This window comes from Actinacidiphila glaucinigra, from assembly GCF_900188405.1.
Classification (GTDB): Bacteria; Actinomycetota; Actinomycetes; order Streptomycetales; family Streptomycetaceae; genus Actinacidiphila; species Actinacidiphila glaucinigra.
Window position 1 is genome coordinate 151,800 of record NZ_FZOF01000007.1, and the last position, 23,006, is coordinate 174,805.

25 protein-coding genes and 2 pseudogenes are annotated in these 23,006 nt (G+C 74.6%); 15 read left to right on the top strand and 12 right to left on the bottom strand.

Annotated elements, in window-relative coordinates; translation table 11 throughout:
- Nucleotides 1–7: 7 nt before the first annotated feature.
- A complete protein-coding gene (locus CHF15_RS16645) occupies nucleotides 8–1,369 on the bottom strand; it encodes a sensor histidine kinase (protein WP_089224591.1) in 1,362 nt (453 codons plus the stop codon).
- Nucleotides 1,366–2,076: a response regulator transcription factor gene (locus CHF15_RS16650; protein ID WP_089224592.1), complete on the bottom strand. Its 711-nt coding sequence runs from the start codon at nucleotides 2,074–2,076 to the stop codon at nucleotides 1,366–1,368. The genes CHF15_RS16645 and CHF15_RS16650 overlap by 4 nt, the downstream gene beginning before the upstream one ends.
- Nucleotides 2,077–2,112: 36 nt before the next feature.
- Between CHF15_RS16650 and CHF15_RS45730 the strand changes: the two genes are divergently transcribed.
- Together CHF15_RS45730 and CHF15_RS16665 are read left to right on the top strand one after the other, a co-directional pair.
- Nucleotides 2,113–2,688, top strand: coding sequence for a hypothetical protein (locus tag CHF15_RS45730; protein WP_245938871.1), 576 nt, complete (start codon nucleotides 2,113–2,115; stop codon nucleotides 2,686–2,688).
- A 34-nt stretch (nucleotides 2,689–2,722) separates the two neighbouring features.
- Nucleotides 2,723–3,337: a flavin reductase family protein gene (locus CHF15_RS16665; protein ID WP_089224593.1), complete on the top strand. Its 615-nt coding sequence runs from the start codon at nucleotides 2,723–2,725 to the stop codon at nucleotides 3,335–3,337.
- A 62-nt stretch (nucleotides 3,338–3,399) separates the two neighbouring features.
- On the opposite strand, the gene CHF15_RS16670 is transcribed toward CHF15_RS16665, so the two are convergent.
- Entirely contained in the window at nucleotides 3,400–4,428 is a 1,029-nt protein-coding gene (locus tag CHF15_RS16670) for an aldo/keto reductase (RefSeq protein ID WP_089224594.1), read from the bottom strand.
- A gap of 170 nt (nucleotides 4,429–4,598) precedes the next feature.
- Between CHF15_RS16670 and CHF15_RS16675 the strand changes: the two genes are divergently transcribed.
- Nucleotides 4,599–5,162: a TetR/AcrR family transcriptional regulator gene (locus CHF15_RS16675; RefSeq protein WP_089224595.1), complete on the top strand. Its 564-nt coding sequence runs from the start codon at nucleotides 4,599–4,601 to the stop codon at nucleotides 5,160–5,162.
- 19 nt (nucleotides 5,163–5,181) lie between these two features.
- Here the strand turns inward: CHF15_RS16675 and CHF15_RS16680 are convergent, their stop codons facing one another.
- Both CHF15_RS16680 and CHF15_RS16685 read right to left on the bottom strand, forming a co-directional pair.
- Nucleotides 5,182–5,859, bottom strand: a complete 678-nt coding sequence (locus CHF15_RS16680; RefSeq protein ID WP_089224596.1) for a response regulator transcription factor — start codon at nucleotides 5,857–5,859, stop codon at nucleotides 5,182–5,184.
- A complete protein-coding gene (locus CHF15_RS16685; protein WP_089224597.1) occupies nucleotides 5,847–7,019 on the bottom strand; it encodes a sensor histidine kinase in 1,173 nt (390 codons plus the stop codon). The genes CHF15_RS16680 and CHF15_RS16685 overlap by 13 nt, the downstream gene beginning before the upstream one ends.
- A 617-nt stretch (nucleotides 7,020–7,636) precedes the next feature.
- On the opposite strand from CHF15_RS16685, the gene CHF15_RS16690 reads away from it, so the two are divergent.
- Nucleotides 7,637–8,053 carry a DUF5958 family protein gene (locus tag CHF15_RS16690; RefSeq protein ID WP_089224598.1) on the top strand — a complete coding sequence of 139 codons (417 nt, stop codon included), beginning with the start codon at nucleotides 7,637–7,639 and terminating at the stop codon, nucleotides 8,051–8,053.
- A gap of 39 nt (nucleotides 8,054–8,092) precedes the next feature.
- Here CHF15_RS16690 and CHF15_RS16695 read toward each other — a convergent pair.
- Nucleotides 8,093–8,925: pseudogene (locus CHF15_RS16695) on the bottom strand (oxidoreductase).
- 182 nt (nucleotides 8,926–9,107) lie between these two features.
- Nucleotides 9,108–9,776, bottom strand: a complete 669-nt coding sequence (locus tag CHF15_RS16700) for a TVP38/TMEM64 family protein (protein WP_089224599.1) — start codon at nucleotides 9,774–9,776, stop codon at nucleotides 9,108–9,110.
- 56 nt (nucleotides 9,777–9,832) lie between these two features.
- On the opposite strand from CHF15_RS16700, the gene CHF15_RS16705 reads away from it, so the two are divergent.
- Together CHF15_RS16705 and CHF15_RS16710 are read left to right on the top strand one after the other, a co-directional pair.
- Entirely contained in the window at nucleotides 9,833–10,540 is a 708-nt protein-coding gene (locus tag CHF15_RS16705) for a DNA alkylation repair protein (protein ID WP_089224600.1), read from the top strand.
- Nucleotides 10,537–11,181 carry a class I SAM-dependent methyltransferase gene (locus tag CHF15_RS16710; RefSeq protein WP_089224601.1) on the top strand — a complete coding sequence of 215 codons (645 nt, stop codon included), beginning with the start codon at nucleotides 10,537–10,539 and terminating at the stop codon, nucleotides 11,179–11,181. Before CHF15_RS16705 ends, CHF15_RS16710 begins: the two co-directional genes overlap by 4 nt.
- On the opposite strand, the gene CHF15_RS16715 is transcribed toward CHF15_RS16710, so the two are convergent.
- A complete protein-coding gene (locus tag CHF15_RS16715) occupies nucleotides 11,151–11,426 on the bottom strand; it encodes a DUF6086 family protein (RefSeq protein WP_089224602.1) in 276 nt (91 codons plus the stop codon). The genes CHF15_RS16710 and CHF15_RS16715 overlap by 31 nt on opposite strands.
- A 298-nt stretch (nucleotides 11,427–11,724) precedes the next feature.
- Here CHF15_RS16715 and tuf point away from each other — a divergent pair, with 298 nt between their 5' ends.
- Complete coding sequence (gene tuf, locus CHF15_RS16720; RefSeq protein ID WP_089224603.1) at nucleotides 11,725–12,897, top strand: elongation factor Tu; 1,173 nt, start codon at nucleotides 11,725–11,727, stop codon at nucleotides 12,895–12,897.
- 113 nt (nucleotides 12,898–13,010) lie between these two features.
- A complete protein-coding gene (locus CHF15_RS16725) occupies nucleotides 13,011–13,865 on the top strand; it encodes a spermidine synthase (RefSeq protein WP_245938872.1) in 855 nt (284 codons plus the stop codon).
- Here CHF15_RS16725 and CHF15_RS16730 read toward each other — a convergent pair.
- Both CHF15_RS16730 and CHF15_RS44895 read right to left on the bottom strand, forming a co-directional pair.
- Complete coding sequence (locus CHF15_RS16730; protein WP_089224605.1) at nucleotides 13,805–15,139, bottom strand: MFS transporter; 1,335 nt, start codon at nucleotides 15,137–15,139, stop codon at nucleotides 13,805–13,807. The two genes, CHF15_RS16725 and CHF15_RS16730, sit on opposite strands and share 61 nt — an antisense overlap.
- A 73-nt stretch (nucleotides 15,140–15,212) precedes the next feature.
- On the bottom strand, nucleotides 15,213–16,181 hold the full coding sequence (locus CHF15_RS44895; protein WP_179279832.1) for a hypothetical protein: 969 nt from the start codon (nucleotides 16,179–16,181) through the stop codon (nucleotides 15,213–15,215).
- 124 nt (nucleotides 16,182–16,305) lie between these two features.
- On the opposite strand from CHF15_RS44895, the pseudogene CHF15_RS16745 reads away from it, so the two are divergent.
- The 4 genes and pseudogenes from CHF15_RS16745 to CHF15_RS16755 all read left to right on the top strand — a co-directional run bounded on the left by CHF15_RS16745 (nucleotide 16,306) and on the right by CHF15_RS16755 (nucleotide 18,566).
- Nucleotides 16,306–16,709 (top strand): annotated as a pseudogene (locus tag CHF15_RS16745) (DUF4442 domain-containing protein).
- Nucleotides 16,710–17,027: 318 nt separating this feature from the next.
- Nucleotides 17,028–17,558, top strand: a complete 531-nt coding sequence (locus tag CHF15_RS44900; RefSeq protein WP_179279833.1) for a hypothetical protein — start codon at nucleotides 17,028–17,030, stop codon at nucleotides 17,556–17,558.
- Nucleotides 17,546–17,749, top strand: coding sequence for a hypothetical protein (locus tag CHF15_RS44905; RefSeq protein ID WP_179279834.1), 204 nt, complete (start codon nucleotides 17,546–17,548; stop codon nucleotides 17,747–17,749). Before CHF15_RS44900 ends, CHF15_RS44905 begins: the two co-directional genes overlap by 13 nt.
- Nucleotides 17,750–17,909: 160 nt before the next feature.
- A complete protein-coding gene (locus tag CHF15_RS16755) occupies nucleotides 17,910–18,566 on the top strand; it encodes a DedA family protein (protein ID WP_089224609.1) in 657 nt (218 codons plus the stop codon).
- A gap of 36 nt (nucleotides 18,567–18,602) precedes the next feature.
- On the opposite strand, the gene CHF15_RS16760 is transcribed toward CHF15_RS16755, so the two are convergent.
- Entirely contained in the window at nucleotides 18,603–19,136 is a 534-nt protein-coding gene (locus CHF15_RS16760; protein ID WP_089224610.1) for a gamma carbonic anhydrase family protein, read from the bottom strand.
- Nucleotides 19,137–19,192: 56 nt separating this feature from the next.
- Here CHF15_RS16760 and CHF15_RS16765 point away from each other — a divergent pair, with 56 nt between their 5' ends.
- The 3 genes from CHF15_RS16765 (at nucleotide 19,193) to CHF15_RS16775 (ending at nucleotide 22,083) form a co-directional block, all read left to right on the top strand.
- Nucleotides 19,193–20,113: a pseudouridine-5'-phosphate glycosidase gene (locus CHF15_RS16765; protein ID WP_375816604.1), complete on the top strand. Its 921-nt coding sequence runs from the start codon at nucleotides 19,193–19,195 to the stop codon at nucleotides 20,111–20,113.
- 40 nt (nucleotides 20,114–20,153) lie between these two features.
- Nucleotides 20,154–20,930 carry an acyltransferase gene (locus CHF15_RS16770; protein WP_089224612.1) on the top strand — a complete coding sequence of 259 codons (777 nt, stop codon included), beginning with the start codon at nucleotides 20,154–20,156 and terminating at the stop codon, nucleotides 20,928–20,930.
- Between the two features lie 79 nt (nucleotides 20,931–21,009).
- The gene (locus tag CHF15_RS16775; protein ID WP_089224613.1) at nucleotides 21,010–22,083 is read left to right on the top strand and encodes an NAD(P)/FAD-dependent oxidoreductase; all 1,074 of its coding nucleotides are present in this window, start codon (nucleotides 21,010–21,012) and stop codon (nucleotides 22,081–22,083) included.
- 18 nt (nucleotides 22,084–22,101) lie between these two features.
- Here CHF15_RS16775 and CHF15_RS16780 read toward each other — a convergent pair whose 3' ends face one another.
- Nucleotides 22,102–22,674, bottom strand: a complete 573-nt coding sequence (locus CHF15_RS16780) for an XRE family transcriptional regulator (protein WP_245938873.1) — start codon at nucleotides 22,672–22,674, stop codon at nucleotides 22,102–22,104.
- Nucleotides 22,675–23,006: the final 332 nt, after the last annotated feature.

Below are 23,006 nucleotides of genomic sequence, written 5' to 3' on the forward strand. Positions count from 1 at the left end.
GTCGGCCTCAGGCCGGGTGCGGGTGACGCCTCGCGCGTCGGGCCGCTTTCCTTCCCCCCACAGGCGGCCCGCCGGCGAGCCCGAGCGTCACCCGCACCCTCGCGCCGCCCATCGGGCCCCCGGTGATCTCCATGCCGCCGCCGGCGGCGGACGCAGCCCGCTGCACGATGTCCAGACCGAGGCCCGTGGAGCCGCCGACGCTCACTCCGCGGGCCCGGGCGGTGTCCGGATCGCCGATCCCCGGCCCCGCGTCGTCCACCGTGAGCAGCACCGCCCGGTCGGCCCGCTCCACCGTCACCGCCAGCGCCGTGCCCTGCGGGGTGTGCCGGAACACGTTGCCGATCAACGCGTCGACGACCACGGCGAGGTCGTCCTCGCCGAGCGGGACCGCGGTCGCCTCGCCGGCGGCCTCGAGGCGGCACTCCCGCCCCTGCTGCGCCGCCAGGACGGACCAGAACTCGACCCTGGCGCGCACCACGGCCGACGCGTCGCACTCCTGCGGGCGGCCCGGGCGTTCGGGCGATGCCGACAGCGGTGTGCGGGCCGCGTCGATGATCGAGTCCAGCTCGCTCTCCAGGTGCGCGATCGCGGCCTCCAGGTCCTCACCCCGGTATCCGGGGACCTCGGCGGCGATCCGCTCGGCCTCCAGCTGCAGACGGGTCAGCGGGGTCCGCAGGCGGTGCGAGAGGTCCGCGACCAGCTCCCGTTCCATGGCGAGCAGTTCGACCACCCGGTCCGCCATCGTGTTGAACGCCGCGCCGGCCTCCTGCAGTTCCGGCGGCCCGGCGGGCTCGACCCGGATGCCGAGTTCCCCGGCGCCCAGCGAGCGCGACGCGCGGGACAGGCCCTGGGAGGCGCGCACCACACGCGCGCCCAGCCGGTCCGCGACCAGCACCGACCCCGCCACCAGGCCCAGCGCCAGCAGCGCCATCATCGCCCAGGACGCCTTCACCCCGCGGTCCAGGTCGGCACGGGGGACGAACGCCTCCACCACCGCCACCCGGTCCCGGGCCAGGATCACCGGCTGGAGGTAGACCCAGCCGGCGGAGGTGTCCGAGGCCATGGTCCGGCGCCCGTCGGCCGCCCGGTCCAGGGCCTCCTGGGAGGCGTGCACCGTCCCCACCAGCTGACCGTCGGGCAGCCGCACGCTCAGGTGGTCCCCCGAGTCCAGCCCGGCCACCGCCTGCTGGACGTCCGCGGGACGGGTGGTGAGGGCGAGCACCGGCGCCAGCGCCGCGGCCCGCTGCTCGGCGACCGTGGTCGCCCGGGTACGGGCCTCGGACTGCACCAGCAGCGCCAGCGGGATCAGGAAGGACAGCGCCACCATCGACGTCACCGCCAGCGCAACCCCCGCCAGGGCGCGTCTCATCGCGGCGTCACCAGCTTGATGCCGACGCCCCGGACGGTGTGCAGGTAGCGCGGCTGCGAGGCCCGCTCGCCCAGCTTGCGGCGCAGCGCCGACAGATGGACGTCGATCGTCTGGTCCTCCACATAGGCCTGCTGCCACACGTCCGCGAGGATGCGGCTGCGCGCCACCACGCGGTCCACGTGCTCCGCCAGATAGACGAGCAGGTCGAACTCGCGGCGCGTCAGCCGCAGTTCCCGCCCGTCGTGGTACGCCGCCCGGGCCGGTACGTCGATCAGCAGACCGCCCACCCGGAGCGCGCCGGCGGTGCCCTCCGGGGCCGCCGGGCCCTGGGGCTGCGCGGGCGCCATCGCCGAACGGCGCAGCACCGCCGTCAGCCGGGCCACCAACTGGCCCCCGGAGAACGGCTTCACCAGATAGTCGTCGGCACCCGCGTTCAGCAGCCGGATCACCTCGCTGTCGTCGTCCCGCGCGGTGGTGACGAGGACCGGGACCCGTGAGATGCCGCGCAGCATCCGCAGCACGTCCACCCCGTCCAGGTCCGGCAGCCCGAGGTCGAGCACCACGGCGTCCGGTGGACGCTGCGCGGCCTGCCGCAACGCCTCGAAGCCGTAGGCCGAGCTGTGCACCATGTGGCCGTGCGCGGTCAGCACCTCGACCAGCCTCGCGCGTATCGCGGGGTCGTCCTCGACCAGGAGTACGGATGCCATGTGGAGGGACAGTAGCCGGTCGGGAAAGATGGCGGGGTGCCCCGGTACCTGCGCTACGTCGTCATATGGCTCTCGTGCACCGCGGTCAGCGTGACCGCGGTCATGCTCACCGTGGGCTTCGTGGTGGGCTCGACGCGCCCGACGCCGCCCGTCGCGCGGGACGTCCCCGAGAGCGCGCTCGCCACCGCCGCCCCGTCCGCCGCGAAGCCCTCCCCCTCGCGCTCGGCGCCGGCGTCCCCCGCCGCGAGGCGCACCCCCACTCCGGCCGCCACCCCCACCACCGTCCGCCGGCCCACCCGGACCCCGGTCCGGCCGGCCACCACCGCGCCCCCCACCCGCGCTCCCCGTCCGTCCGCCACGCCCGTCGACTGCGGGACCGGCGGCGCCGGGGTCCACACCCTGCAGTCCCAGGGCGGCCAGGCCGCGGTGCGCTTCGGGGCGGACGCCGTCTGCCTCGTCTCCGCCGTGCCCGCCAGCGGGTTCACCGTCTCCACCCGGCGCGACGGGGCGCAGCAGCTGACGGTGACCTTCTCCGGCGACCGGCACCGCTCCGAGATCGTCGCCACCACCACCCCGCAGAGCAAGGCGACCATCCGCGAGGTGTCCTGGTGACCGGGCGCCGGCGGCGACCGGGATACTGGGCGCCATGCGTATCGACTTCGATCCCGAGGCCATGGGCCGGACCCCGTTCTACAAGCTCCTGACCTCGGTGGTCGTCCCGCGCCCCATCGCCTGGGTCTCGACGCTCAGCGAGGCGGGGACGGCCAACCTCGCACCGCACTCCTTCTTCACCGTGGCGTGCGTCAGCCCGCCGGTCGTGCAGTTCACCTCGGTGGGGCGGAAGGACTCGCTGCGCAACATCGAGGAGACCCGGCAGTTCGTGGTCAACCTCGCCCCCGAGCACCTCTTCGAGCAGATCAACGCCACCGGCACCGACTTCCCGCGCGGCGTCAGCGAGTTCGACGCGGTCGGCATCGCCCGCGAGCCCAGCCGCGCGGTCAAGCCGCCCCGGGTCGCCGCCTCGCCGGTCGCCCTGGAGTGCGAACTCCACAGCACGGTGACCCTCGGCGACTCGACCGTGGTCTTCGGCCGCGTCGTCCACGCCGCCGTCTCCGAGGCCGCGATGGTCGAGGGCCACCCCGACGTCCGCAGGCTCCGCCCGCTGGCCCGCCTCGGCAAGGACGAGTGGGGCACGACCGGCGAGGTCCTGGAGATCTCCCGCATCCGCTACGCCGACTGGCCCGGCGTCACCCAGGGCTGACCGGCGCACCGGACCGGCCGTCCGGACCGGCCGCCCGCTCGGCCGGTCCGGGCCGGGGCGCGTCAGGCGCGGTGCCGGCGGCGCAGGGACGGGTCGAGCAGGGCCGGCGGGGTGTCGAACTTCTCGTGCGGGGCGAGGTCGAGGCCGGGTGCGACGATCGCGTCGATCGCGTCCAGCACGTCCGCGGTGAGCACGGTGTCCGCCGCGGCGAGGTGTGCCCGCAGGTGCTCCGGCGTGCGGGGGCCGATGATCGCGGCGGTCACGGCGGGGTGCGCCGTCACGAAGCCGAGGGCGAGCTGGACCATGGTCAGGCCGGCCTCGTCGGCGAGCGCGGCGAGCCGTTCCACGGCGTCGAGCCTGGCCCGGTTGGCGGGGAGCGCGGTGTCGAAGCGTTCCGGCATGAACGCGGAGCGGCTGGTGGTGATCTCCCGGCCCTCGCGGATCGCGCCGGACAGCCAGCCCGAGGCGAGCGGGCTCCATGCCAGCACGCCGAGGCCGTACTCCTCGGTCACCGGCAGCACATGGGTCTCGGCGCCGCGCTGCAGGATGGAGTAGCCGGGCTGTTCGGTGACGTACCGGCCCAGGTGGTGCTCGCGGGCGGCCCACTGGGCCTGCACGATCCGGTACGCGGGGAAGGTGGAGGAGCCGAAGTAGCGGATCTTGCCGGCGCGTTGCAGGTCGGTCAGCGCCGACAGGGTCTCCTCGTCGCCGGTCGCCGGGTCCCACCGGTGGATCTGGTAGAGGTCGACGTGGTCGACGCCGAGCCGGCGCAGGCTGTTCTCCAGGGCCGTGACCAGCCAGCGGCGCGAACCGCCGCGTTGGTTGAGCCCGTCGCCCATCGGCATGGCGGCCTTCGTGGCCAGCACGACGTCGTCGCGGCGGCCGGCGAGGGCCTTGCCGACCATCTCCTCCGACTCGCCGGCGCCGTACATGTCCGCGGTGTCGATGACGTTGATCCCGGCCTCGAGGGCGGCGTCGACGAGGGCGGTCGCCTCGTCCTGGGTGGTGCGCCCGATGCTGCCGAAGTTCATCGCGCCGAGCGCGAGGGAACCGACCTGCACGCCGGTGCGGCCGAGGGTGCGGTACTGCATGACGGAGTTCTCCCTTGCGGGTGGGGTGTGGTGGCACTGCGCGGCACAAGCGCGCACGACTTGGTCCCGGGGCGTGCGCCCTGGCATCATGAGGAAGCGGAACCTTGTTCCGTTAACGATACGGAACGCGGTTCCGTTTCGCAAGGACGGATCGTGGAAGGAGCGGCACGGTGGTGGAGCGGCCCAGGCGGGCGGACGCCCGGCGCAACGAGGAGAGCCTGCTGGAGGCCGCCGCGGCGGCCTTCGTCGCGTCGGGCGTGGAGGCCCCGGTGCGCGACATCGCGGCCCGCGCCGGCGTCGGGACGGGCACGATCTACCGCCACTTCCCGACCCGGGCCGATCTGATCATCGCCGTCTACCGGCACCAGGTCGACGCCTGCGCCGAGGCCGGCCCCGCGCTGCTGGCGGGCGGCGCGACCCCGCACACCGCGCTGGCGCGGTGGATCGACCTCTTCGTCGACTTCCTGGTCACCAAGCACGGGCTCGCCGCAGTGCTGCAGTCCGACAACGCCGGCTTCGAGGCGCTGCACGCCTACTTCCTCGACCGCCTCCTGCCCGTGTGCGCCGAACTGCTGGACGCAGCCGCCGCTTCCGGGGAGATCCGCTCCGACGTGGAGGCGTACGCGCTGATGCGCGGCGTCGGGAACCTCTGCATCGGCGCGGACAGCGACCCCCGCTACGACGCGCGCCGCCTGGTCGGCCTCCTCGTCGCGGGCCTGCGACAGGCGGACTGATCCGCCGTCGGACCCGCCGTCAGACCAGGCCCGCCCGGTACACCACCAGGGCGATCTGGACCCGGTTGTTCAGGTCGAGCTTGGTGAGGATGTGCGAGACGTGCGACTTCACCGTGGGAACGCTCATGTAGAGCGACGCCGAGATCTCGGCGTTGGTCCTGCCCAGCGCCACCGCGAGCGCCACCTCCCGCTCCCGGCCCCCCAGGAGGCCGAGCAGCCGCTCCGCCCCGCCCCGGTCGTCGGGGCGCGCGCCCGCGGCTTCCTCGCCGCCGTCGGTCACGGCGCCGATGAGCTGCTTGACGGCGGCCGGTGACAGGACCGGTTCGCCCGCCACGACGTTCCGCACCGCGGCGACGATCTGGGCCGGGGGCGTGTGCTTGAGGACGTAGCCCGCGGCCCCGGCCCGCAACGCCTCCAGGACGTAGCCGTCCGTGGTGAACGTGGTCAGGATCAGCACCTCGGGCGGCCGCGGCCCGCGCCGCAGTTCGGCGGTGGCCCTCAGACCGTCCATCCGCGGCATCCGGATGTCCATCAGCACGAGGTCGGGCCGGTGCGCGTCGACCAGCGGCAGGACCTCCGTACCGTCCGCCGCCTCGGCGACCACCTCGATGTCCTCCGCGCCGGACAGCATCATGCGCAGGCCCGAGCGCACCAGGGGGTCGTCGTCCACGATCAGGACACGGGTCACCTGCTCCATGGCAGCCAGATCTCCAGGGCGAAGTCGGTGGGTGTGAGGGTACGGCGCATGCTGCCCCCGGCCAGGGCCGCCCTCTCGTTCATCCCGACCAGCCCCTGGCCGGTGCCTTCGGGACGCTCGGGGCGGTCCTGCCGCACCGGGTTGCCCGCCGTGATGGTCAGCCCGTCCCGTGCCCCGCCGGTCAGCGACAGCCGCAGCGGGCCCTCCGGCGCGTGCTTGCGGTGGTTGGTGAGGGCCTCCTGCAGGATGCGGTACGCGGCCCGGCTCGTGGCGGGGTCCATGGTCGCCAGGTCCTCCGTGTCCCGGTGCACCTCCACGGTCGCGCCGGCCGCGCGGGACTCCTCGACCAGCCGGTCCAGGTCGGCGACGGCGGGCTGCGGCGGCTCGGCGTGCGGGTTGACCGTGGGGGTGCGCAGGACGCGCAGCACGTCCTGGAGGTCCTCCAGGGCCTGGCCGGCGCTCTGCCGGATCACCCCGGCGGCCTCGGCGATCTGGGCGGGCGACGCGGTGGGATGGAACTCCAGGGCCCCCGCGTGCACGCTGAGCAGCGTCAGCCGGTGGGCCAGCACGTCGTGCATCTCCCGGGCGATCTCCTCCCGGGCGTGCTGGCGGGCCTGCTCGGCCTTCAGATCCGCCTCCCGCTCCGCCCGCGCCGCCCGCTCCCGCACCCCGGCCAGGTACAGGCCCCAGCCGACGGCGCCGCCCACGGACGCCACGGCGGACACGGTCTCCGCGGAGGTGAGGGGTCCCGAGTACGGGGCGAGCACGAGCTGCGCCGGTACCGGCAGCAGCGCCACGCAACTGACCCTGAGCGTGGTCCGCAGGGGGCAGGCGGCGGCAACGGTGAACAGCGCCACCAGCAGCGGTACGACCACGGGCCAGACGACCGCCGACGCCACGAGGGCCAGCGCCAGGGCCACCGGCTGCCGTCTGCGCCAGAACAGGGACACGCAGGCCAGCAGGGGGACCACCGCTCCACGGACCGCCCACAGGGTCGGCATCAGCGGACTGAGGAACGCGCCGCTGGACAGTCGCGGGTACACGTGCGCGCCCCATAGTTCGGCCCGCATGACGACGACCGTCAGTGCGGCGGCACCGACCACCACGCCCGCGTCCGCGAGCACCGGGTGCCCGTGCAGGGCCCGTCTCACATCGATCACGCAGGCAACCGTAAGCGCCCTTCCCGGCTCGCAACAAAAATTCGGGCCGAATCGGCAGACTTCTATACCAAAGTATAGGGGCGCCCGGGAGCGCATCGTTCTTTCGGAACGGGAAATCCCGCCGCCCGCCGCCGAGTTCCCGGGTGCCCGTCCGTCTTTCGTGGTCATGAGCCTCGAGAAATTCACCGGCCATTTCATCCGTTCCCGAATTCCGGCGGCCCGGTCACCGGCGGCCTTGGCCCAACGCTCGAGCGCGTTCGGGAGCGTCGGGAGCCACGGCCCCGCCCCGGACCTTCGTGTGCGGAAATGTCGTGCTCGCCCTCCACGGCACGCCCACGCCGGAACACCTGGAAAAAGGCGCGGAAAAGAAGGTCCACGCCACGTTCTTCGTCCGGGGAAAGGCCACGCGGCCACATATTCGCGGACGCCGCGGCGCATGGCGCGCGAAGGCTGTGAAACAGGCCACCACACCAGGTCGCCGACGGCGAACTCCCGCCGGTCGTGCGCGGGCCGGGCCGGCACGGTTCACCGGCCGTGGGCCCCCGGCGCCCGCATCTGCTCCGCGATCCGGTTCGATGCTGGTGGAACGCAGCAGCGGAGCGGGCTCTGGGGGCGGAGTGAACGAGCGCGAGGTCATCCTCAACGAACTGGCCCAGGGGTTGCGCCCCTTGCCCCTTGGCGTGGCATGGTTCGCGGGCTTGAGCGCGGACGAGCAGTTCGAGGTCCTCCGGGACCTGGCCGGGTACTGCCTCCAGGCACGCGCCACCCGAGAGGACGGTGAGGAGAGCGTCGACCGGGCCGGCATCCGGCCGACCCACACACCGGCCGTGCTTCTGACCCGGGGCCGACTCCCCGAGCAGCTGACGAAAATCGTCAACCTGCCCCAGGACGAGCGGGTCAAGGCCTTCCGTCTGCTGATCGCGCTGCTCGCGGTTGCCGACGAGCGCAGGCGGGCGCGTTACTGCACCGAAGGATGCAGCCACGCCTGGCACGCTCTGGGTGCCGCGGCGAACCCGGACCCCGGCGGGGCGTGATCAACGCCGCCCCGGGGTGCCGGGCGGCGGATCACCGGGTCACGGGTTCGCGGGGAAGTCGGTGGACGCCGTCACCTCGGTCCACGCGGCGAGGTCGCCGGCCAGGCGCCGCTGCCCCTGCTCGACCAGGCGCAGGGCGTCGGTACCGAGAACGAGGTGCACGGGCGGGTCGTCGGACTCCAGGACCCGGAGCAGGGCCCGGGCGGCGCGGGCCGGGTCGCCGGTCTGCTTGCCGCTCTTGGCCCGGCGGGCGGCGCGGATCGGTTCGAAGAGGGCGTCGTAGTCGGGGACGGCGCGCGGACCATCGAGCGGCCGGCCCAGTCGGTACGGAACGAGCCGAGCGCCAGGGAGGTGACGCGGATGCCGAAGCCCGCGACCTCCTGGGCCAGGGACGCGGTGACGCCCTCCATGGCGAACTTGCTCGCCCCGTAGAAGGCGACGCCCGGCAGTGCGGTCAGGCCCGCCATGGACGACACCGAGAAGATGTGGCCGCCGCGGCGCCGGCGCATGTGGGGCAGCACGGCCTTGATGACCGCGACGCTGCCGAAGACGTTGACGTCGAACTGGCGCCGCAGATCGCCCATGGAGGACTCCTCGACGGTCCCCTCCAGGCCGTAGCCGGCATTGCTGATCAGCACCTCGATGGGGCCGACGTTCCGCTCGGCCTCGTCGACCACCGCGACGACGGCGTCCTCGTCGGTGACGTCCAGGACCCTGCCGGTGGCGCGGCCGGGGGCGAGGGCCTCGAATTCGGCGACCTGGTCCGGCCTGCGGACGGTGCCGATCACCCGGTGCCCGGCGGCCAGCGCCTCCTGGGCGAAGGCACGGCCCAGGCCGCTGCCGACGGCGGTGATGAAGAACGTCCGGTGCACAGCGCAACTCCTCGGCGACGACGGATGTGCGGGACCCGTCCGGCCGGGTGCCGGCCCGTGCCGGATGACCCGGCGCCGGAGTGCCCCGCGCCGGAGTCCGCGTGCCGATCATGGGCCGGGAGGCGGCACCGGTGCCACGACCGGCTCCCTCCCTGCTGGGAGGCGGAGCCTCCCAGCCCGGGTCACCGCTTGCGGCGGGTGCGGGCCGCGACGACGACGGCGGCGAGGCCGGTGACCGCGATGAAACCCATCGCGACGAGGAAGACCGGTGACGTCGGCGTCGTGGCGCGGCTGCCGGCGATGACGTAGGCCCCCGTGTTCGGCACACTGCCCAGCGCCGTGGCCAGCAGGAAGGGCGCGAGGCGCATCCGCGAGAGCGCCGCGCTGTAGTTGGCCGCCGCGAAGGGCACGCCGGGGAAGAGCCGCATCGCCAGCATCGTGCGGAAGCCGTGCTCGCTGAGCTGGCGGTCCGCGGCGAGCAGCACCCGTCCGCGCAGCAGCGGACGCAGCGCGTCCCGCCCGAGGATGCGGCCCAGCACGAAGGCGAGACCGGCGCCGAGCACCGTGCCGGCGAGGGCCGCGGGCAGTCCGGCCTGGGCGCCGAAGAGCGCCCCGGCGCCGACGTTGAGCAGCGGGCGCGGCACGAAGGCGAGGGCGCACAGCCCGTAGCCCGCGGCGAAGAGCACCACGGCGGCGGCGCCCGTGAGTTGGGCGGGCCAGCCGTGCGCGAGCAGCCGCTGCGGCTCCCAGACCAGCACCGAGGCGGCGGCCCCGGACAGGAGGACGACCAGCAGCGCCAGCCGGGCCCACGACGCCGGGCGCGGGCGGGAGAGGGCGGTGACCTCGGACATCCCGCGAGCCTAGCGGAGGAGGATGACGCTCCGGTGCCGCCGCGTACCGTGGGGCCATGCCCCCTCCCGCCCCGGTCGTTCCGGACAGCGCCCTCGCGGACCTCGTGCTGCCGCGCCTGACCTCGGCGTACGGGGCCGCCGCCGACCCCGTGCGGGCCGCCTCGGCGGCGGCGTACATGCGGGATGCGTTCCCGTTCCTCGGCATCGCCACGCCCGCCCGTCGTACCCTGTCCCGCGCCGTGCTCACCGGCACACCGCGCCCGGACGAGGCCGACTGCACGGCCGTCGGCCTGCGTTGCTGGGCGCTCCCCGAACGGGAGTACCGCTACTTCGCCGTGGACTACCTCCGCCGCCACGTGGGGCGCTGCTCCTCGGACTTCCTCGCCACGGCCCGGCACCTGATCACGACCGAGCCGTGGTGGGACACCGTCGACCTGCTCGCCGCGCACGTCGTCGGACGGCTCGTCGCCGCCGACCCCGCCCTGGTGGGCGCGATGGACGAGTGGATCGAGGACGAGGACCTCTGGCTCGCCCGCACCGCGCTGCTGCACCAGCTGACGTACAAGGCGGACACCGATCCCGGGCGGCTGTTCCGCTACTGCCTGCGGCAGGCGGACCACCGGGACTTCTTCATCCGCAAGGCGATCGGCTGGGCGCTGCGCGAGTACGCCCGCACCGATCCGGGCGCCGTCCGGGAGTTCCTCGCGGAGGCGGGGGAGCGGCTGTCGCCGCTGTCGGTACGAGAGGCGGGCAAGCACCTGTGAACGGGACCGACGGGCGGAGCCGTGCGCGCCGCAGCTACGACACCGTGGCCGAGGAGTACCGGGAGCGCATCGGCGACGAGCTGGCCCACAAGCCCCTGGACCGGGCCCTGCTGGCCGCCCTGGCCGAACAGGCCGCGGACGGGCCCGTGGCGGACCTGGGCTGCGGCCCCGGCCACGTCACGGCGTGGCTCGCGGCGCGGGGGGTGCGGGCCGTGGGGATCGACCTGTCGCCGGGGATGGTCGCGCTCGCCCGCCGCGAGCACCCCGCGGCGGACTTCCGCGAGGGCGACCTGCTCCGTCTCCCGGCGGCGGACGGCGAGTTCGCGGCGGTCGTCGCCCTGTACTCGGTGATCCACCTGACGCCGGATGAACTGGGCGCCGCCTTCGGCGAGATGCGGCGTGTGCTGCGGCCCTCCGGCCGGGCGCTCGTGGCCTTCCACACCGGTCAGGAGACCCGGCGGGTGACGCGGTGGTGGGGGCGCGAGGTCGACGTCGACTTCCACTTCCACGAGGCCGCGACGGTCTCCGCGGCGCTGGCCGGGGCCGGGTTCGTGACCGAGGCGAGGATGGAGCGGGCCCCGTACCCGCAGGAGGCGGAGACCCGGCGCGTCTATGTCCTCGCCCGCGTCAGCGGGGCATGAAGCGGGCCGGCTTTCCGCGTCGTCTCCCGCAGCGGGATGTCCCATGTGTCGTCCCGCGGCCAGGGCACCGGGACGTCCCGCAGCGCGCCGTCCGGCGCCGGGGCCGGCCAGTCGGCGTCCACGCCGGCCCGCCCGGCGGGCACCAGCGCCGTCGCCGTGAACCCCTCGCCCAGCGCCCGCATGACGCCGTGCCGGGTGTTCCGGTGCCGGGCGAGCAGGGCGTCGGCGTACTGGCCGAAGACCACCGGGTCGCTTGCGGTGCCGGCTCACGGGGCCGCGGCGCAGCCGCCGGAAAATCGTTCGACCAACGGCCGGAGTGTGCCCGATCATCGACGGCATGTACCGGTACGCCCTCAGCGCAGATACGTCCGCAGTCGCGGACGCGCTGATGGCTGCCCCGGCACCGGCTTTCTCGGCCAACGCGTTCGGCGGCGCCCGAATCTGACCGTTCCCGGACAGTCCGGCGGACCCCGCAGGGGGAGGGTCGGCGCGGTCCAGGGGTCCCGCACGCAAGGCGATGAATCGACTTACCGAGGAAGCAGCATGCCCAAGCAGGCGTACGTGCGCACCAAGCCGCACCTCAACATCGGGACCATGGGTCACGTCGACCACGGCAAGACCACGCTGACCGCCGCCATCACCAAGGTGCTCAGCGCCCGCGGCTCTGCCGCGTTCGTGCCGTTCGACCGGATCGACAAGGCCCCGGAGGAGGCCGCGCGGGGGATCACGATCACCATCGCGCACGTCGAGTACGAGACGGACACCCGGCACTACGCGCACGTCGACATGCCCGGTCACGCCGACTACGTGAAGAACATGATCACCGGTGCGGCCCAGCTCGACGGCGCGATCCTCGTCGTCTCCGCCCTCGACGGCGTCATGCCGCAGACCGCCGAGCACGTGCTGCTCGCCCGCCAGGTCGGGGTCGAGCACATCGTGGTGGCGCTCAACAAGGCCGACGCCGGCGACCCCGAGCTCACCGACCTGGTCGAGCTGGAGGTGCGCGAGCTGCTGTCCGCCCAGGGCTACCCGGGCGAGACGCTGCCCGTCGTACGGGTGTCGGGGCTGCGGGCGCTGGAGGGCGACCCGCGCTGGACGGCGGCGATCGAGGCGCTGCTCGACGCGGTCGACACCCATGTGCCGATGCCGCACCGCTACACCGACGCCCCGTTCCTGCTGCCCGTGGAGAACGTGCTGACCATCACGGGGCGCGGCACGGTCGTCACCGGCGCCGTGGAGCGGGGCACGATCCGGGTCGGCGACCGCGTGGAGGTGCTCGGCGCGGACACGGCGAGCGTGGTGACCGGTCTGGAGACCTTCGGCAAGCCGATGGAGGAGGCCCAGGCCGGTGACAACGTGGCGCTGCTGCTGCGCGGCGTGGCCCGGGACACCGTCCGCCGGGGCCACGTGGTGGCCGCGCCGGGCAGCGTCACGCCGAGCCGCCGGTTCCGGGCGCGGGTCTACCTGCTGCCGGCCGCCGAGGGCGGGCGGCGCACCGGGATCGCCAGCGGCTACCGGCCGCAGTTCTACGTCCGCACCGCCGACGTCGTCGGCGACGTGGACCTGGGCGGGGCGGGGGCGGCCCTTCCCGGGGCGACCGTCGAGATGACGGTCGAGCTGGGCCGGGCGGTGCCGCTGGAGCCGGGGCTCGGCTTCGCGATCCGCGAGGGCGGCCGCACCGTCGGCGCGGGCACGGTGACGGAGCTCGCCGAGTGAGCGGGGCCTGCTGAGCCGGGCCCGCTGAGCCGGCCCCGCCGAGCCTGGCCGCCCGAGCGCGGGGGTCCGGGGGTTCCGCCCCCGGGCCCCGCGTGGGCTGGGAGAATCACCATGTGGAGGACGACGGACGCATACCCGTGACCCAGGACGTGGACTTCGGCGCGGCCAGGCTGCTGCCCGACGTGGACCGGCCCGCGGGCTGGCTGCTCACGGTCGACGGGGCCCCGCAGTCGTACGTGGACCTCGGCGACCCCACCCACCTGGAGTTCGAGTACGTACGGCGGCTCGCCCACGTGCTGGACGAGGCCGCGCCCGAGGGCGCGCCGCTGGACGTCGTCCACTTGGGCGGCGGTGCCCTGACGCTGCCCCGCTACACCGCCGCGACCCGGCCCGGTTCCCGGCAGCGGGTCGTCGAGGCCGACCGGGCGCTCGCGGCGCTGGTGGCCACCCGGCTCCCGCTCGGACGCGGCGGGGACGGCGTGGCGATCACGACGGACGACGCCCGAGCCTGGCTGGAGGGCGCCCCGGACGCGTCGGCGGACGCCGTCGTGGCGGACGTGTTCGGCGGTTCGCGGGTGCCGGCGCACCTGACCTCGTACGAGTTCGTCACCGAGGCGGCCCGTGTGCTGCGCCCCGGCGGGGTGTACCTGGCGAACCTCGCGGACTCTGCGCCCTTCGACTTCCTGCGGCCGCAGATCGCGGGCCTGCGCGAGCTGTTCGGCGAGGTGTGCCTGATCGCCGAGCCCGGTGTGCTGCGGGGCCGCCGCTTCGGCAACGCCGTGCTGGCCGCGAGCCGCGCCCCGCTGCCCGTGGACCGGATCGCCCGGCGCACCGCGTCGGACGTCTTCCCCGCACGGGTGGTGGACGGCGACGCCCTGGAGGTGTTCGGACGGTGCGCGCGGCCGGTCTACGACAAGGACGCCGTGCCCTCGCCGATCCCGCCCGACGGCTCCTTCGGCGTCGGCTGACCGCCCTGGGCGACCGTCCGGCCGCCCGCGGGGTCGTCCACGCGCCGCAGCCGCCGCACCTCGGGCACGGTGAGCACCGCGCCGGTCAGCAGCACCGTCAGCCCCGCGCAGCCCCACAGCGCCCCGTACAGGCCGAAGGCGTCCGCGGCAGGGCCGGCCAGGGCCGTGCCGATCGGCATCATGGAGACCGAGCCGAACCAGTCGTACGCCGCGACGCGGGAGAGCTTGTCCTCGGGGATCTCCTGGTGCAGCGCCATCATCCAGGCCACGCCGAACACCTCGATCGACATGCCCGCCACCAGCATCGCGCAGGCCAGCAGCGGCACCGGGACCGCCAGCGCCAGCGCGGCGGCGGGCAGCGAGAACGGGAAGACGCAGAGCACCCCGGCGAGCAGGATGCGGCGCGGCCGCCAGCGGAGCATCAGCAGCCCGCCCAGCAGGTTCCCGGCGCCGAAGGCGGCCAGGGCGGCGCCCCACGGCCCGGCCCCGCCGAGATGCTCGCGGGCGACGAGCGGCCCGTACACCGCGTCGGCGGCCGTGATCACGGCGTTGACCACGGAGAACTGCACCACGATGCCCCACAGCCAGCGTCGCGAGGCGAACTCCCGCCAGCCGTCGCGCAGATCGCCCAGCAGACCGCCGCCGCGGCGTTCCGCCCGGTCGCGCAGCGCCGCCGGGGACACCCGCAGCAGCGAGCGGAGTCCCGCCGCCACCGCGAAGCACATCGCGTCCACGGCCAGCACCCAGCCGGGTCCGGCGAGGGCGACCAGGGCCCCGGCGAGCGCGGCACCGCCGACGTTCGCCCCGTTGACGCCGAGCCGGAACACCGCGAAGGCGCGGGCCGCGTGCGTGGAGTCGACGGTCGACAGCAGCATGCCCTCGTTGGCGGGGGCGAAGAAGGCCTGCCCGGTGCCGCCCAGCGCGGAGAGCACCGCCATGTGCCAGATCTCGGCCCGGCCGGTCAGCACCAGGACCGCGAACAGGCCCTGCGAGACGGTGTTGAGGCAGTTGGCCGCGACCATGACCCGGTGCCGCGGCAGACGGTCCGCGACCGCGCCGCCGATGAGCAGGAAGACGACCAGCGGGACCGTCCGCGCGGCGGCGACCAGTCCGATCTCCGTGCCGCCGCCGCCCACCTGCAGTACGGCGAACGCCGACGCGACGACGGCGCCCGAGGCGCCGAGCCCGGTCACGAAGGCGGAGGCGGCGAGGAGCCGGAAGTTGCGGCCGGCCCAGTCCGGGAAGTGCGGCCGGTGCGAGACGTCGCGTGTCACCCGGGGACTATCGTCGCTCGCCCGGTCTTTGGCAAACCGATTTCCGGGCGGACGGCGGGGCCGGGCTGCGGCCTCAGCCGACCAGCCGGACGCTGTCGCGGACCTTCGCCACCGTCCCTGCGTCGGTCGCGCCCGCGTAGCCGCTGTCCACGATCAGCAGCCAGGAACGGACCTCCTTGTCCTTCCCGAGGAAGGTGAAGCTGTACGAGGTGCCGTCGGCCGCGCACTTCCCCTTCATCCCGGTCGCGCGCGTGGAGGCGATCCAGCCGTGCACGCCCTGGGCGTTGGTGTAGGCGCGGGGCGCGGCCTCGGTGAGCTTGGTGGCGCCCTCGCGGTTGTACTTGCCGTACGCCCAGTTGTAGGCCTCGTTGACGGCCTGGGTCTTCAGGCTCTTGGCGCCCTTGCCGCCCTTCACGCCGGCCAGTCCGCGTTCGTCGGTGCCGCACCACTTCTCGTCCAGGACGGCCGCGCCACCGGTGACGACCCGGTTCTTGTCCCACTCGTAGCCGATGAGCAGGCCTTCCGGCTTGACCGTCCAGGCCTTCGGGAGGTCGTAGGCGACGCCCATGTCGCTGCGCACGACGGTCTGCCAGCCGGGCACCACGGGCTTGATCGTGTCCTCACCCGGGTTGCCGCGGGCGTCGTCGGGGCCGGGGCCCTCCTCGCTCGTGGTCGCGGTGGGCGTGGGGGAGGGCGATTCCGGCGCGCTCGACGAGGCGGCCGGCGAGCCGCCGGTGGAGGGGCCGGCCTGCGGGTCCCTGTCGTCCTCGGTGAGTTTCACGGCGACCAGCACGCCGGCGGCGATCACCGCGACCGCGGCCACCACCGACACCGCGATCACCGCGCCCCGCCCGCCCCCGGGCGGCTTCGGCGGCCCACCAGGCCCGGGCGGCGGCCCCCACATCTGCGGAGGCTGCTGGTAGGCGGGGTGCTGCTGCGGCTGGTACGGGGAGGGCTGCTGCTGGTGCCCCCACGGGGGCTGGTTCTGCGGGGGCTGCTGCGGGTACTGCGGTCCCCCCGGTTCCTGCTGTCCTGGCCACATGGCTCGAAACACTAGGGGTTGGGCCGCCGCGGTTCCACGGAAGCGTTGATTACTTGCCGGCAACGTCCGGCCCGTGCCCGGGAATCAGCCGCGGACAGGCGAACTCAGAGCGGCCACCGTGCCGATGGCCGCCACCCTCGGCATCGAGTTCCTGGAGACCACCGCCGAGCACGCCGTGGTCCGCCTCCCCGACCGGCCCGCCCACCACAACCACGTCGGCGGTCCCCACGCCGGCGCGGTGTTCACCCTCACCGAGACCGCCGCCGGCGGCGCCGTCGTCCTCGCGGCCTGCGCCGACCGGCTCTCCCAGGCCGTACCCCTCGCCGTCCGCGCCGAGACCGGCTACCGGAAGCCCGCCATGGGCCCGGTCACCACCACCGCCCGGCTCGGCCGCCCGCGGCGGAGGTCGTCGCCGAACTCGGCGGGGGCGAGCGCCCGGAGTTCCCCGTCACCGTCGCCATCCGGCGCGAGGTCGGCGCCGTGACGGGCGAGACGAGCCTCGTGTGGACGCTCCGCCCCAACAGCTGACGCGCCGACCCGTTCCGCGCCGCCGGAGCGCATGGCGAATCCTTCGTGAACCCTTCACGACTTCCGCCTCTCCCATTACGTTTACGCACGTAGCAGCAGCACAGGGGGACACATGAGCAACCGGTACCTCGGCAGTCACGGGTCGCGCGCGCCCCTTTACGGCGGCGATCGCAGGGGTTGCGAGTGAGGCCGGAGCCGCCAAGTCGCCCCGCAGGCAAGGGAACCGAGCTTGCAGCGGCGCTGAACGCCGAGCTCGGTGCGGACGCACCACAGCTGTTCACGTTCCGCGAAGGGGAGCCCGAGGCGGCCATCGCGATCATGCGTGGTGGCCGCTCGTCGGTGTCCGTGCTCCCCGGCGTGGACACCTACATCCTCAATTTCCGCCGGGACGCCTGGGGATGGGCACACGGTGACACACCGGACAGGCATCGGATCGCCCAGGCGGCGGTGGCCTGGGTCACGGGGACCGGGCTGGAGGAGATGGCCGCGAGGTGGCCGTTCGTGAGGTTCTCCGAGCTGCAACTGGCCTACGAACGGGGTGACCCGCTGGAGACGCAGTGGCGGATCGTCAGCCGTGACGCCTCGGAGCAGTACCGGGAAGTCGTGGAACCGGCCGCGCGGCATCCGGTGGTCAGCGGATTCTTCCCGGGCCTGGGACACAACTTCCTCTTCATGCCGCACGCCTTCAGTTCCGAGGTCCTGGCCTCGGTGATCTTCGAAACGGTCGGCCGGTTCAGGCTCCACGTGCCCGGACACCAAGGGCCTGTCCACGTGGGGTCCGCCCCCCGCGTGGTCGCGGTACTCGCGGAACACCTCGACGGTCTGGAGCGCCGCGCATGTCATACGTGATCGTCGGATTCCGCGGTGTGTTCGCCGGCATCCGGGCCCTGGCGCTCCGGCGCCGGCAGATGAGCCTGGGGGCGGAAAGGTCCTCGCGGATGATCCTGCGGCCGCGGGTGCCGGCCGTGCTCACGGGGCTCGCCCTCACCGGCGGGGTGTTCCCGCTCGCGGCCGGGGGGCTCGTACCGGCACACGCCTGAGCGGCCGGCCCGGGCCCCGGCCCGGGCCCCGGCCCGGGCCCCGGCCCGGGCCCCGGCCCGGGGGACGGCGACAGGCCGGGCCGCACGTCGGCTACGCTGCAACGACGCGCGCGTGTGCGCGCGGCCTCACATCCGACCGCCCCAAGGGGAGGAAGCGGCCTTGCACGTCCAGGAGTGGCTCGGCACGATCCCGCCGGTCAGCGTCTACCTGCTGGTGGGCCTCGTGATCGGCCTGGAGAGCCTGGGCATCCCGCTGCCGGGCGAGATCATCCTCGTCAGCTCGGCCCTGCTCGCCTCCCAGGGGCACGTGGACCCCTGGGTGGTCGGCGTCTGCGCTTCCGCCGGCGCGATCGTGGGCGACTCGATCGGCTACGCCATCGGCCGCCGCGGCGGCCGGCCCCTGCTGGACCGGCTGGGACGGCGCTTCCCCAAGCACTTCTCGGCGGCGCACATCGCGACCGCCGAGGCGTCGTTCACGCGCTGGGGCATGTGGGCGGTGTTCTTCGGGCGCTTCGTGGCGCTGCTGCGGATCTTCGCCGGCCCGCTGTCGGGCGTGCTGAAGATGCCGTACTGGAAGTTCCTCACCGCCAACGTCCTCGGCGGCATCGTGTGGGCGGGCGGCACCACGGCCGTCATCTACTACGTGGGCATCGTCGCCGAGCCGTGGCTCAAGCGCTTCTCCTGGCTCGGCCTGGTGGCCGCCGTGCTGATCGGCCTCGGCTCGTTCCTCGTCGTACGCCGCCGGGCCGCGGCCGCGGCGAAGGCCCACGAGGCGGCCGCGCCCGAGGCGGACGCCGTGGCGGCCACCGCCGACTGAGCGTCCGGTCCCGGGGCGGCCGGCCCCGGGACGGGGTCAGTCCCGGGCGAAGGCCGCCCGGTGCGCGTCGGCCAGCCGGACGTAGTGCTCGGCGTTGATCCGCACCATCTCGCGCTCCTCCTCGGTGAGCTCGCGGCGCACCTTCGCCGGTACGCCCGCCACAAGGGACCCCGGGGGCACCCGCATGCCCTGGGGGACGAGCGCGCCCGCCGCGACGAGCGAGCCGGTGCCGATGTGCGCGCCGTTGAGGACGGTGGCGCCCATGCCGACCAGCACGTCGTCCTCGACGACGCAGCCGTGCAGCACCGCGTTGTGGCCCACCGTGACGCCCGCCCCGATCACCGCAGGGAACCCGGGGTCGGCGTGCACCGTGGAGTTGTCCTGGATGTTGCTGCCCTCGCCGACGCTGATCGACTCGCAGTCGCCGCGCAGCACCGCGTGGTACCAGGCGCTCGCGCCGGCCGCCATCGTCACGTCGCCCAGCACCACCGAGGTCGGCGCGGTGAAGGCGCCGGGGTCCAGCCGGGGCGTGCGTCCGGCGACGTCCGCGATCAAGGCTCTCTCCGTCATGGGGATCACCGTAGTCCGGTGATTGCGCCGATCGCGTGGCGGGTAGCGCGTAGATCGTGCTGAAGTTCTCCGATGACGTGATCATCGCGCTGGAAACGGGAGCCCCGATCGTCGCCCTGGAGTCGACGATCATCTCCCACGGCCTGCCCCGCCCCCGCAACCACGCGGTGGCGCTGGAGCTGGAGGCGGCCGTGCGCGAGGCCGGCGCCGTCCCCGCGACCATCGCGGTGCTGGACGGCGTGCCGTGCATCGGGCTCGACCGCAAGGGCCTGGAGCGCATCGCGGGCGACGAGGGGATGCGCAAGCTCGGCCACCGCGACCTGCCCGTCGCGGTCGCCACCGGCGCCAGCGGTGCCACCACCGTCTCGGCCACCGCCTACCTCGCCGCCCGTGCCGGGCTGCGGGTCTTCGCCACCGGCGGACTGGGCGGCGTGCACCGCGGCTGGACCGACGAGCAGGACGAATCCGCCGACCTGCGGCTGCTCGCCGGGACGCGGATCACCGTCGTCTGCGCCGGGGTGAAGTCGATCCTCGACGTGCCCGCCACCCTGCAGCGCCTGGAGACCCTCGGCGTCACCGTCGTGGGCTACGGGACGACGGAGTTCCCGGGCTTCTACCTCAGCGGCTCCGGGCAGCCCGTGGACTGGACGGTCCGCACGCCCGACGAGGCCGCCTGCGTCATGGCCGCCCAGGACGACCTCGACGGCCCGCCGTCCGCGGTGATCCTCGCCAACCCCGTGCCGGAGCACGAGCAGCTCGACCCGGCCCTGCACGACCGGGTCCTCGCGGAGGCGCTGGCCGCGGCCGAACGCGAGGGCGTCACCGGGCAGGCCGTCACGCCGTTCCTCCTCGGGCACCTCGTGGAGCACACCGGCGGCGCCAGCCTGGAGGCGAACCTCGCCGCCGTCCGCGGCAACGTCCGGCTGGCCGCACAGGTCGCCGTCGCGTGGACGGAACGCGGCGCACATCACATCTGATCGCCCGGCCGCGCCCCCGCCCCCTCGGTACGGTGAGCGGGTGCCGAAAAACGAGAACCTGTTCTCCTCCGCGGCGGCCTGGCGCCGCCGCGCCGTCTCGCGACTGGTGCACCGCGGCTGGCGGTGGGTCCAGAACGCGGGTTCCGTCTCCGCGGACCGCCCCGGCCCGCTGCGCTTCGGCCGGATCGGCGCGGGCACCCGGCTGGCGTTCCCGCAGGGCACGATCTTCGGCGAGCGGTGGATCCACCTTGGCGAGTGCTGCATCATCGGCGAACAGGTGACCCTGACCGCCGGGATGATGCCCGGCCTCGACCTCGGCCCCGACCCCGTCGTCCGGCTCGGCAACGGCGTCGTCCTCGGCCGCGGCAGCCACGTCATCGCCTCCCGGCCGGTCGTCTTCGGCGACGACGTCTACTGCGGGCCGTACGTGTACGTCACCAGCGACAACCACTCCTACGACGACCCGCACGAGCCCATCGGCCGCCAGTGGCCGCGCTCGGCGCCCGTCGAGATCGGCTCGGGGAGCTGGCTCGGCGCGGGCGCGGTGATCCTGCCGGGGGCCCGGATCGGACGGAACGTCGTCGTCGCGGCCGGTGCCATCGTGCGGGGCGAGGTCCCCGACCACTCGGTGGTGGCGGGCGCGCCGGCCCGGGTCGTCCGGCGCTGGACGCCCGAGCGGGGATGGGAGCCGCCGCTGCGGACGCCCGCGCCGCGTCCCGTTCCCGCCGGGGCGACCCACCAGCAGCTGGCCGCGCTCGCGGGGCTGGAGCCCGAACTCCTCGCGGGGCTGGAGGAGAAGCTCGCCTCCGAGGCCTGACCGTCCGGGTGCGCGGCGCCTCTTGCCGAAACGGCAAGGAACATTGCCCCCCGCCGGCGGCCGGAGTGATCGTGCCGCCATGGACGAGAACACGAGCGACATCGGCGGGAACGGCATCGAGGCACCGGGCGGCGTGTGGGACGTGGTGGTCGTCGGCGGTGGCGCCGCCGGACTGTCCGGCGCGCTGACCCTGGCACGGGTACGGCGGCCGGTGCTGGTGATCGACGCGGGCGAGCCCCGCAACGCCCCCGCCGCCGCGGCGCACGGACTGCTGGGACGCGACGGCATCGCCCCCCTGGAACTGCTGCGGAAGGGGCGGGAGGAGGTCGCCTCCTACGGCGGCCGCGTCGTCGCCGGACGCGTCACGGCGATCCACCGCGACGGCGGCCGCTTCGTGGTCGAGTGCGCGGACGGACGCCGCACGGCGGCCCGGCGCGTCCTGGTGGCCTCGGGCCTGGCCGACGAACTGCCGGACGTGCCGGGCCTGGTGGAGCGATGGGGCAGGGACGTGGTGCACTGCGTGTTCTGCCACGGCTGGGAGGTCCGGGACACCGCGGTCGGGGTGCTGGGCAGCTTCCACCAGGCCCTGCTGTTCCGGCAGTTGTCCGAGGACGTGACGCTGTTCCTGCGCCCAGGCACGGATCTGACGCCCGATCAGTGGGAACAGCTCGCCGGGCTGGGCGTCGGCGTCGTGGAGGGCGCCGTGAGCGGCCTGGAGACCGACGGCGCCGACCGGCTGGCGGGGGTGCGCCTCACCTCCGGGCACACGGTGCCCGTCCGCGTGCTCGCGGTCGCCCCGCGCTTCACCGCCCGGGCGTCCTTCCTCGGCGGCCTCGGCCTTGCCGTGCGGGAGCACCCGGCGGGCTTCGGGGAGCAGCTCACGGTGGACGCCTCCGGCTTCACCGGCGTCGACGGCGTGTGGGCCGCGGGCAACGTCGGCGACCTGATGGCGGGCGTCCCGGCGGCCGCGGCGTCCGGCACGACCGCGGCGGCGGCCATCGTCATGGACCTGCTGACGGACGACGCCCGCGCGGCGGCCCGGACCCGCCGGGCCGAAGACGCCGAGGTGTTCGGCGGGCGGATGGAGGCCGAGGTGACGCGGCGCGTGCTCGGGACGCGGGCGCACGGGGTGGACCCGCTGCCGGGGACATGACCCGCTCTCGCGCCGGTCTCAGGCGGTGCGGGCTCGCAGATGGGCCCGCTCGCCCTGCCGCCCGAACAGGACGAGCAGTTCGACGGGATGCTCGCCGTCGGGCCCGAGCCAGTGCGGGACGTGGGTGTCGAACTCGGCGGCCTCGCCCGGCTTCAGGACCACGCGCCGGTCGCCGAGGAGCAACAGCAGCCGGCCGGCGAGGACGTAGACCCATTCGAAGCCCTCGTGGGTCTTCAACTCGGGCTCCGTGCCCGGGTGCGGCGGGATCAGCAGCTTGTGCGCCTGGATCCCGCCGGGTCTGCTCAGCGGCACGTACGTCAGCCCGTCGCGGGTCACCGGCCGCAGGTGGATACGGGGATCGCCGGTGCGGGGCGCGCCGACGAGCTCGTCGAGCGGCACCGCGTGGACCTCCGCCAGGGTCAGCAGCAGCTCCAGGGTCGGCTTGCGCCCGCCGCCCTCGAGACGGGACAGGGTGCTCTCGTTGATCCCCGTCCGCTCGGCCAGCTCCGCCAGGGTCATGCCGCGCCGGCGGCGCAGCTCGCGCAGCCGCGGCCCGACCGCGTCCAGCACGTCTTTCCTCGTGGCTCCCACATCCCCAGGTTGCCGAAACGGCACGCCTTGATGCAAACGCGGCGTCGCCGCCGCGAGCGCGATGCGTCGCACCCCGGACCGGACCGCACATGATGAACGGCGGCGCGGGCCAACGACGCAGGGCAGCGGGGGCCGGCCGAGCCCACCGGCCGCGCGACGACGAACCGCGGACGCGGCGAGGCCCCGCCCCGGCTGTCCGTGCCGACGACGACCGGGTGGCGGGGGAGGGCCCGCTTCCCGTCGCCCCGCGGAACGCGGCCGGGACCGTACGCCCTCGGGGCGCGGCAGCCCACCGGCACCGCGCGGGGGCGGCGCGGCCCCCGTCCCGCCGT